Origin of the sequence: Actinomadura kijaniata NBRC 14229, assembly GCF_001552175.1 — a bacterium.
Classification (GTDB): domain Bacteria; phylum Actinomycetota; class Actinomycetes; order Streptosporangiales; family Streptosporangiaceae; genus Spirillospora; species Spirillospora kijaniata.
In genome coordinates this window covers 18,983-27,504 of record NZ_BCQR01000162.1, presented here as the reverse complement: position 1 = coordinate 27,504, position 8,522 = coordinate 18,983, and the positions used below count along the sequence as shown (strand labels likewise).

10 protein-coding genes are annotated in these 8,522 nt (G+C 74.9%); 6 read left to right on the top strand and 4 right to left on the bottom strand.

From position 1 onward, the window contains the following. From AKI01S_RS38355 to AKI01S_RS38340, 4 genes are all read left to right on the top strand, one after another. Positions 1 to 743: MFS transporter (locus tag AKI01S_RS38355; protein ID WP_157420467.1), on the top strand; the 743-nt coding region annotated here is incomplete at its 5' end. 7 nt (positions 744 to 750) lie between these two features. Next, complete coding sequence (locus AKI01S_RS38350; protein ID WP_067829619.1) at positions 751 to 1,146, top strand: RidA family protein; 396 nt, start codon at positions 751 to 753, stop codon at positions 1,144 to 1,146. Positions 1,147 to 1,593: 447 nt separating this feature from the next. Then, a complete protein-coding gene (locus tag AKI01S_RS38345; protein ID WP_067829616.1) occupies positions 1,594 to 2,478 on the top strand; it encodes a LysR family transcriptional regulator in 885 nt (294 codons plus the stop codon). Positions 2,479 to 2,488: 10 nt separating this feature from the next. After that, positions 2,489 to 3,319, top strand: a complete 831-nt coding sequence (locus AKI01S_RS38340) for an endonuclease/exonuclease/phosphatase family protein (protein WP_067829613.1) — start codon at positions 2,489 to 2,491, stop codon at positions 3,317 to 3,319. Here AKI01S_RS38340 and AKI01S_RS38335 read toward each other — a convergent pair. Further along, positions 3,298 to 3,900, bottom strand: a complete 603-nt coding sequence (locus tag AKI01S_RS38335) for a short chain dehydrogenase (RefSeq protein WP_067829610.1) — start codon at positions 3,898 to 3,900, stop codon at positions 3,298 to 3,300. The two genes, AKI01S_RS38340 and AKI01S_RS38335, sit on opposite strands and share 22 nt — an antisense overlap. 71 nt (positions 3,901 to 3,971) lie before the next feature. On the opposite strand from AKI01S_RS38335, the gene AKI01S_RS38330 reads away from it, so the two are divergent. Both AKI01S_RS38330 and AKI01S_RS38325 read left to right on the top strand, forming a co-directional pair. Next, positions 3,972 to 4,874, top strand: coding sequence for a LysR family transcriptional regulator (locus AKI01S_RS38330; RefSeq protein WP_067829608.1), 903 nt, complete (start codon positions 3,972 to 3,974; stop codon positions 4,872 to 4,874). A gap of 31 nt (positions 4,875 to 4,905) precedes the next feature. Next, positions 4,906 to 6,039 (top strand): methyltransferase domain-containing protein, encoded by a 1,134-nt coding sequence (locus AKI01S_RS38325; RefSeq protein WP_067829584.1) that lies wholly within the window; start codon positions 4,906 to 4,908, stop codon positions 6,037 to 6,039. A gap of 42 nt (positions 6,040 to 6,081) precedes the next feature. Here the strand turns inward: AKI01S_RS38325 and AKI01S_RS38320 are convergent, their stop codons facing one another. The 3 genes from AKI01S_RS38320 to AKI01S_RS38310 all read right to left on the bottom strand — a co-directional run bounded on the left by AKI01S_RS38320 (position 6,082) and on the right by AKI01S_RS38310 (position 8,511). Continuing rightward, entirely contained in the window at positions 6,082 to 6,549 is a 468-nt protein-coding gene (locus tag AKI01S_RS38320; RefSeq protein ID WP_067829582.1) for a Dps family protein, read from the bottom strand. Positions 6,550 to 6,747: 198 nt separating this feature from the next. Continuing rightward, entirely contained in the window at positions 6,748 to 7,134 is a 387-nt protein-coding gene (locus AKI01S_RS38315; protein ID WP_067829580.1) for a helix-turn-helix domain-containing protein, read from the bottom strand. An 81-nt stretch (positions 7,135 to 7,215) separates the two neighbouring features. Then, positions 7,216 to 8,511: a CinA family nicotinamide mononucleotide deamidase-related protein gene (locus AKI01S_RS38310; protein ID WP_067829577.1), complete on the bottom strand. Its 1,296-nt coding sequence runs from the start codon at positions 8,509 to 8,511 to the stop codon at positions 7,216 to 7,218. Between the last annotated feature and the right edge of the window lie 11 nt (positions 8,512 to 8,522).

Genomic DNA, 8,522 nt, shown 5'->3' with positions numbered 1-8,522 from the left:
TCGTCTTCGGCGGCGTGTCGGCCGCGTCGGTCCTCGGCGTCCCGGCCGGAACGCTGCTGGCCGACGTCGCGGGCTGGCGGGCGGCGTTCGCCGGGGCCGGCGCGCTGGGGGCGGCGGCCGTGGTGCTGCTGCTGGTCCTGGTGCCGCCGCTGCCCTCCCGGCGTGCCGGGGACTGGCGCGACGCGCCCCGGCTGCTGCGCGGCACGCCCGCCGTCCGGGCCGGGGCGGCCATCACGTTCCTGCTGGTCACCGCGCACTTCACGGCCTACACGTTCGTCCGCCCGCTGCTGGAGCGGGTGGCGGAGGTCGACGGCCGCTGGATCGGCCCGCTGCTGCTGGCCTACGGGGCGGCGGGCATGGCCGGGAACTTCGCGGCGGGCGCGGCCCTCACCCGGGACGTGCCCCGCACGGTCCTGGCGATCGCGGTCGCGCTGGCGGCGGTCCCGCCGCTGTTCGCGCTCGCCGGCACCGCCCCGGCGTCGGGCGCGGTCCTGGTCGTGCTGTGGGGCCTGGCCTACGGCGGGGTCTCGGTGAGCCTCCAGACGTGGATGCTGCGGGCCGCGCCCGACGACGCCGAGGCCGCCTCGTCGCTGCTGGTCATGGCGTTCAACCTGGCGATCGCCCTCGGTGCCCTGGCGGGCGGCCGGGTGGCGGACGCCTTCCCCCTCACCGGCGTGCTGTGGACGGCGGGCCTGCTCGCCCTCCCCGCCGCGCTGGTGGTCCTCACCACGAAGAGAAAGTAGGAGAACCATGTTCCCCACCATCGTCAACCCCGACGGCCTGCACGACCCGACGCCGTTCGGCTACAGCCACGTCGCCGTCGCCTCCGGCGAGCTGGTGTTCGTCGCCGGGCAGTACGCCTCCGACGGCGACGGCGGGGTCGCCGCGGACGACTTCGCCGAGCAGGTCCGCATCGCGTTCGGCCACCTGCGCACCGCGCTGGCGGCGGTCGGGCTGGACTACGAGCACGTGGTCCAGTTGCGCACCCACATCGTGGACCACGATCTGGACAAGCTCGCGGTCCTCGGCGAGGCCATCGCCGGGATCTGGGGCGACCGTCCGCCGACGCAGACGCTGTCGGGCGTCGCGCGCCTGGCCCTGCCGGGCATGCTCTTCGAGGTGGACGCCGTCGCCGTCCGCCCCTAGGCCGTGTTTCAAAAGCCCTGGCCTACGGCGCTCGCCCTGGGGGCTCGCGCCTTACCAGGTCTTGGCGAGCGCGACATCGCTTCGCGATCTGACCTGCGGGCCCTCGCCTTCGGCGTTGGCCCCGCAGGTCAGGTGACGCGCTCGCGTGCGTGGCTGAGGCCCCCCTTTGAAACAGGCCCTAGCCGTGTTCCAAAGCCCTGGCCCGCGGTGCTCGGCGAGCGCGTGACTTGCGGGTCAGGTCACGTGCTCGTGCGCGTGGCTGAGGCCCCTTTGGAACAAGCCCTGGCCCGTCCTTGGCGGGGAGGTCGGCGCCCGTCCGGTCCGCGGGCCGGACGGGTCGCCGCCGTCGGGTCGCCGGTACCTGCGCCCGTGAAGATCCTGCTCCCGCGCCACATCCAAGTCAATTCTCGGGTTTTGTTGGAGTTCCCCAAGGTCTAGCTTGGGGATATGACGTTGGACGACCTTCGGGTGTTCGTGGCCGTCTGCGAGACGGGGAACCTCAGCGCCGTGGCGCGGGAGCTGTCGTGCAGCCAGTCGGCGGTCAGCCAGCACGTGAAGCGGCTGGAACGCGAGACCGGCCTGGCCCTGCTGGAGCGCCGTCCGCGCGGCGTCGCACCCACCGGGGCCGGGCGCATCCTGTACCGGGCGGCCGCCGAGGGCCTGGCCGGGCTGGGCGAGGCGCTGCGGCAGCTCGACGACCTGCGCGCCGGGGCCGGCGGAACGGTCCGGATCGCCACCGGCGCGACGACCGTGCGGCACTTCATGGCGGGGGGCGTGGCGGCGTTCCGGGCGCGGCGCCCCCAGGTGGCGCTGCGGTTCCACACGGCCGGGTCCAGCAGGCGGTGCCTGGAGGCCGTCCGGACGCACGAGGCGGACCTGGCCTGGGTCACGATCGGCCCGGAGATGGACGGGGTCGAGCAGCGCCCGTCGTGCGAGCTGCCCTGGGTGCTGGCGGCGCGGGCCGACGCCCCGCTGGCGCGCCGGGAGAGCGTGTCGCCGGCCGAGCTGGCCGGGGTGCGGCACATCGAGCTGCCCGCGCACTCCACGTCGCGGCTGCACCTGGAGGGGCACCTGGAACGGCACGGGGTGCGGCTGGACTCCAGCACCAGCGTCGCCGACTGGGACACCGCGCTGCTGCTGGTCGAGCTGGGGCTCGGGCACGCGATCCTGCCCGCGCTGCCGGGATGGGGCGGCGGGGGCGTCGTGCGGCTCGTCCCGATCCCGGAGCTGCCGCCGCTGCGGGCCGGGTGGGCGGCGCGGCAATGGTCCGCTCTCAGCCCCGCGGCGCTCGAATTCGCCGAGACCGTCGTGGCGCACCTGTCGGACGTGTGAGGATCGGCGGGTGCGGATCCTGACATGGAACCTGTGGTGGCGGTTCGGTCCGTGGCGGGAGCGCCGCGCGGCGATCGGGAGGGTCCTCGGCGACGCGGCCCCCGACATCGTCGGGCTCCAGGAGGTCTGGGGCGGCGACGGCGAGAACCTGGCCGGATCGCTGGCCGACGAGCTCGGCATGCACTGGGCGTGGTCGCCGTTCGGCCGCCCCGGCCGCTGGGGCGAGCGCACCGGCGAGACCGGGTTCGACGTCGGGGTCGCGGTGCTCAGCCGGTGGCCCATCGCCGAGACCGACGTGCTGCGGCTGCCCGCGCCCGGCGGGCACGACGACGGCCGCACCGCGCTGTACGCGCTGGTGGACGCGCCCGCCTGCCCCGTCCCCTTCTTCACCACGCACCTGAACTCCGCGCCGCACGAGTCGGCGGTGCGGTGCGCGCAGGCGCGGGCGCTGGCGGAGTTCGTGGCGGCCCGGCAGGGCGGGTCGTCGTTCCCGCCGGTGGTGACCGGCGACCTGAACGCCTGGCCCGACTCCGACGAGGTCCGGCTGCTGGGCGGCTACAAGACCGCCCCGGCCGTTCCGGGGATGTTCCTGCTGGACGCCTGGGAGATGGCCGACCCCGGCGCGCCGGCGGTCACCTGGGACCGCGCCAACCCCTACGTGGCGGCGGGCAACCCGAGCGTGCGGATCGACTACGTCCTGGTCGGCGAGCCCGGCCCCGGCGGCCTCGGGCACGTGCGGTCGGCGCGCCGGGTCGGGGACGGTCCGGTCGACGGCGTGTGGCCGTCCGACCACGCCGCCGTTCTCGCCGACATCGCCGGTCACTCCACCACGAAGACGTGACCGGTGCGGCCGCCCTCGACGGAGCGCACGTACGCCAGCGCCGCGCGCCGCACCGGAACGGCCTCGTAGCCGGCGAACGTGCTCTCGTAGGCGTCCATCGCCTCGGCGAACACGGTCGCGCTGACGGCGTTGACGCGCTGGCGGTGCGGCAGTTCGATCGCGGCGGCCCGCACGAACGCCTCCAGCGCGCCGTTGGCGAGCGCGGCCATGCTCCCGGTGGGCAGCGGATCGCGCGCGAGCACCCCGCTCACCAGCGTGAACGACCCCTCCTCGGCGATCCGCCCGGCGCCCTGCCGCACGAGTTCGACCTGTCCGAAGACCTTGTCGCCCAGCGCGCCGCGCACGTCCGGCGCCGTCAGGTCCCTGAACGGCTTCCACGGCACCCACCCGGCGGCGACCGCGACGGCGTCCAGCGGCCCGGCCCGGTCGTACATGGCGGTGATCGAGTCGGGGTCGGTGATGTCCACGGCGATCCCCGGGTCCCGGCGCGAGGCCGTGACGACCTTGTGGCCGCGCTCCTCCAGCACCTCACGCACGCTCCGGCCCAGCAGTCCCGTCGCTCCCACGAGCAGAATCCTCATGACCCGACTGTCGCCGACGCGCGTTCGTTAAGTCCAGCTACTTGAACTTCACAGCCTTTTAAGCTGTTCTCATGCTCGATGTGAAGCGCCTGGTCCTGCTGCGCGATCTGGCCGAACACGGCACCGTCACCGCCGTCGCCGAACTGCACCGGGTCACCCCGTCGGCGGTCTCCCAGCAGTTGCGCGCGCTGGAGGAGGAGGCCGGGGCCGTGCTGCTGCACCGCGAGGGCCGGACCGTCCGGCTCACCGCCGCCGGGCACGCCCTGGCCGCGCGCTGCGAGGACGTGCTGACGGCGCTGGAGGGCGCGCAGGGCGCGGTGCGGGCGCTGGACGGGCGGGTCGCCGGGGACCTGCGCGTCGGATGCGCGCCGAGCGCGCTGGAGCCGGTCGCCGCGCCGCTGGTGGCCGAACTCGCGCGCCGCCACCCCGGCCTGCGCCCGCACCTGGTGGAGGACGAGCCGGAGACCGCGCTGCCGCGCCTGCGGCGGCGCGACCTCGATCTGGTGATCGGCTACCGGTACCGGGACCTCGGCACCCCGCTCCCGCCCGGGGTGGCCGCGCACCGGCTGTTCGACGACCCGCTCGTGGTGGCCGTCCCCGAACGGCTGCGCGCGGCGGTCGAGCGCGACGGCCTCGGGGCCCTGGCGGACGAGCCGTGGATCAGCGCGCCGGAGCCGAGCGCCTGCCGCATCGTGCTGCTGCACGCCTGCCGGACGGCCGGGTTCGGCCCGGCGATCCGGCACGAGCTGGCCAACCTGCGCGCCGCGCTCCCGCTGGTCGCGGCGGGGCTGGGCGTGACGATCCTGCCCGCGCTGATGACCGGCTCCCCGCCGCCGGGGGTGGCGCTGCTGCCCTCGCCGGGCCGGGGCCGGGTGGTCGAGGCCGTCGTGCGGGCGGGCGGGGCCGGGCACCCCGCCGTCGCCGCCGCGCTGGCGGCGCTGCGTGGTCGGGGGAGCGGTCGAGGGAGCGGTTGAAGGGAGCGCGCCGGCGGCGGAAGGTAGGGGAATGGATCTCTCAGCGGACGATCTGGCCGACCGGCTCGCCGCGGGCGGGAGGCTCGTCGACGAGCGCTGGCGCGAGGGGCTGCGCGCGGTCCCCCGGCACCTGTTCGTCCCCGAACGCGCGGCGGTCGTGCCCGACCGACCGCGTTACGAGCCGTTCGACATCGACCGGAGCGCCGATCCCGACGCCTGGCTGCGCGCCGTCTACGACGACACCGCGATCGCCGCGCAGACCGACGGGAGCGGCGTGTGGACCAGCTCGTGCTCCGCCCCCGCCATCGTGGTGATCTTCCTTCAGGAGCTGCGGCCGCTGGAACACCACCGCGTGCTGGAGGTCGGCACCGGGACCGGCTGGACCGCCGGGCTGCTGGCCTGGCGGGTCGGCGGGCGCAACGTCGTCTCCGTCGAGATCGATCCGGAGCTGTCGCGGCGGGCCGCCGACAACCTGCGCGCGGCGGGGTTCGCGCCGAGCCTGGTGGTCGGGGACGGGGCCGAGGGGTTCGCCGAGGGCGCGCCGTACGACCGCGTCCACGTCACCTGCGGGGTGGAGCGCGTCCCGCGGGCGTGGCTGGAGCAGACCCGGCCGGGCGGCGTGATCGTGATGCCGTGGTCGCCCGCCTGGGGCATGGGGCACGTGGCCCGGCTGACCGTCGCGAACGGCACGGCCGTGGGGCGGCTCACCGGCCCCGCCGGGTTCATGATGCTGCGGTCCCAGCGCCGCGCGTTCGGCGCGCCGCCGCGGGCCGCCGAGCAGTCCGCCGAGGCAGACCGGTCGCGCACCCGGCTGGATCCGAGGGTGCTGCTCGGCCAGTCCCCCGGCGCGGAGATCGCCGTCGCGGCGCTGGCGCCGGGCGCCCGCGCGCACGTGGAGACCGGGCCGGGCGGCGTCGCCCGGCTGTGGGCGATCGACGACGGGCCCGGCGGGACGGCGTGGGCGGCGGCGGACTTCGAGCCGGGCGCGGACGCGTTCCCCGTCCGGCAGTACGGCGCGCGGCGGCTGTGGGACGAGGTGGAGGCCGCCTACCTGCGGTGGGTCGAGTGGGGGCAGCCGGACCGCGAACGCTACGGGCTGACCGTCACGCCGGACGGGCAGCGCGTCTGGCTGGACCGGCCGGACCGGATCCTCGCCCGGACATGACAGCGCCCCCGGCCGCCGGCCGGGGGCGGGGCGTCACGGTGTTCAGACCTGGGCCTGGAACATCCAGTGCTGCTTCTCCAGCTCGGCGGTGATGCCGATCAGGAGGTCCTGGGTCACGGGGTCCGGCTCGTCGGTGGCCGCGACGCGCTCGCGGAACCGCGCGATGACCTGGCCGAGCAGATCGGCGATCTGCGCCACGACCTTGTCGTCGCCCAGGTAGCCGGGATCCAGCTGCGGCAACTGGGTGCGGTCGGCGACCGTGCGGGACCGCCCGTCGGGGTTCACGCCGATCGCGACGGCGCGCTCGGCGACGTCGTCGGCCGAGGCACGGGCCAGGTCCACGACCTCGTCCAGGTGCTCGTGCACGACCTTGAAGTTCCGGCCGATCAGGTTCCAGTGGGCCTGCTTGGCGGTCAGCGACAGGTCCAGCAGGTCGATCAGAGCCCCCTGCAGCGCCTCCCCGGCGACCTTGCGGTCAGCGTCGCCGAGCGGGCTCTTGATCTCCGCCATTGTCGGGCTCCCTCCACGTCGTTTCGGTGTATCCGTGACAACGTGGAAACCTCCCCGGGCATGCCGTTTCCACACGTGAGAGCCACCACACCGGCCTTCGGGCGGCCAGGAAAGCATCAAGCGGCCGCGCGCGTGCGCGACCGCCTGCCCCGCCCGCACGGCGGGTATCGGCGCCGACCCCCGGGGGAGGGCCGAAGATCAGGCCGCGACCATGTCGGCGCGGAACTCTCCGGCGATCTCCTCCGGCGTGGCCGGGATGCTCTCGGACGTGATGCGCTCGTGCTCCGGAGGCGCACCGGCCAGGACGGGCTCGTGCTGCAGCTCGGCGAGGGCCAGGGCGTCCGCGACCTCCCGCAGCACGTGCGAGAGCGGCACCCCCAGCGCCTTGCAGATCGAAGCGAGCAGCTCCGACGACGCTTCCTTCTGCCCTCGTTCGACCTCGGAGAGGTACCCGAGGGAAACCCGTGCCGCCGCGGACACCTCGCGGAGGGTGCGTCCCTGGCGCAGCCGCAGCTGCCGCAGTACGTCACCGAGCAGCTGGCGAAGCAGGACCAATGTCTCGCTCCCTCCCTCAGTTCGGACCATCTGCCGGTTCCACCGTACCCGGCTTGACGGCGGCCATGGCAGACCGTTGATTTCGTGTTCGCTCGGAACGTAACGCTGTAATCATCCCGGCTCTTCCCGATCTTTCTCCGCGACGGCCGTCGCGGACGGCGTCTCCAGCCCCAGGAGAACGCGTCGTAGCAGGTCAAGAGCGTGAACAACGGTCATCCGGCGGATGACCGGCCGGATCTCGGGACCGGTGCCGGGCACGGGAAGTAGCGGAGCGGACACGAACAGTTCCCTGCCAGGTCCGGCCACACCGATGTAGACCGTTCCGACTTCCTTGCCGTCCTGCGGCTCGGGACCGGCCACCCCGGTGACCGCGAGGCCGTAGTCGGCCCCCATGCGCTCCCGGACACCGACGGCCATCGCGGCGGCGACGTCCGGGTGGACGGCGCCGTGCACGTTCAGCAGGTCCCCGGGAACGCCGAGCTGCGCGTGCTTCTGCTCGGTCGCGTAGGTGACCATGCCGCCGACGTAGACGGCCGAGGAGCCGGGGACCCCGGTCAGGTCCGCGCCGATCAGACCGCCGGTCAGCGACTCGGCGGTGGCGACGGTCTGCGAGCGTTCCAGCAGCAGCCGCTGCACGACCTGCGCCAGGGACTCCTCGTCGGCCCCGTACAGGTCCGCGCCCAGCAGCGTCCGGGCGCGTCCCTCGGCCTCGGTCAGCAGCGCCTGGGCGTCGTCCCCGGTGGCGGTGATGCGGACCCGCACCTCGGCGGGCTCGGGCAGGTAGGCCAGGCCGACCCCGGGCATGCCCTCGACGGGCGCGAGCCGGGCGGCCACGACCGACTCCCAGACGGTGGCGGTGCGCAGGGTGCGGCGGGCCACCTGGGGAAGCCCGGCGCGGGCGGCCAGCTCGGGCAGCACGACCTCGTCCATGATGGTCCGCATCTCGAACGGGACCCCCGGCAGCGCGTACACGACACCGCCGCCGACCTCCACGCGCAGACCGGGAGCGCTGCCGGAGGAGTTCGGCAGCAGGGTCGCACCCTCCGGAACCTCGGCCATGCGCAGGGCCATCGGCTGGAGCTCCCTCTCCGCCCGCGCCGCGCGGTCGCGCAGCCGCTGCTCCAGGACCTGGTCGCGGCGCAGGGGGACGCCCGCCGCCTTGGCCAGCGCGTCGCGGGTGAGGTCGTCGGAGGTGGGTCCCAGCCCGCCGGTGGTGATGACCGCGTCGGCGCGCCCCAGCGCGTCGAGGACGGCCTCGCTGATGACGTCCAGCTCGTCACCGACCACCAGGCTGCGGGTGACCGTCACACCGTGGTCGGCGAGCCGCCGGCCGATCCAGGCGGCGTTCCCGTTGACCGTGTCGCCGATCAGAAGTTCGTCGCCGATCGTGAGCAGTTCGACCCGCACCCGTTCCCCCT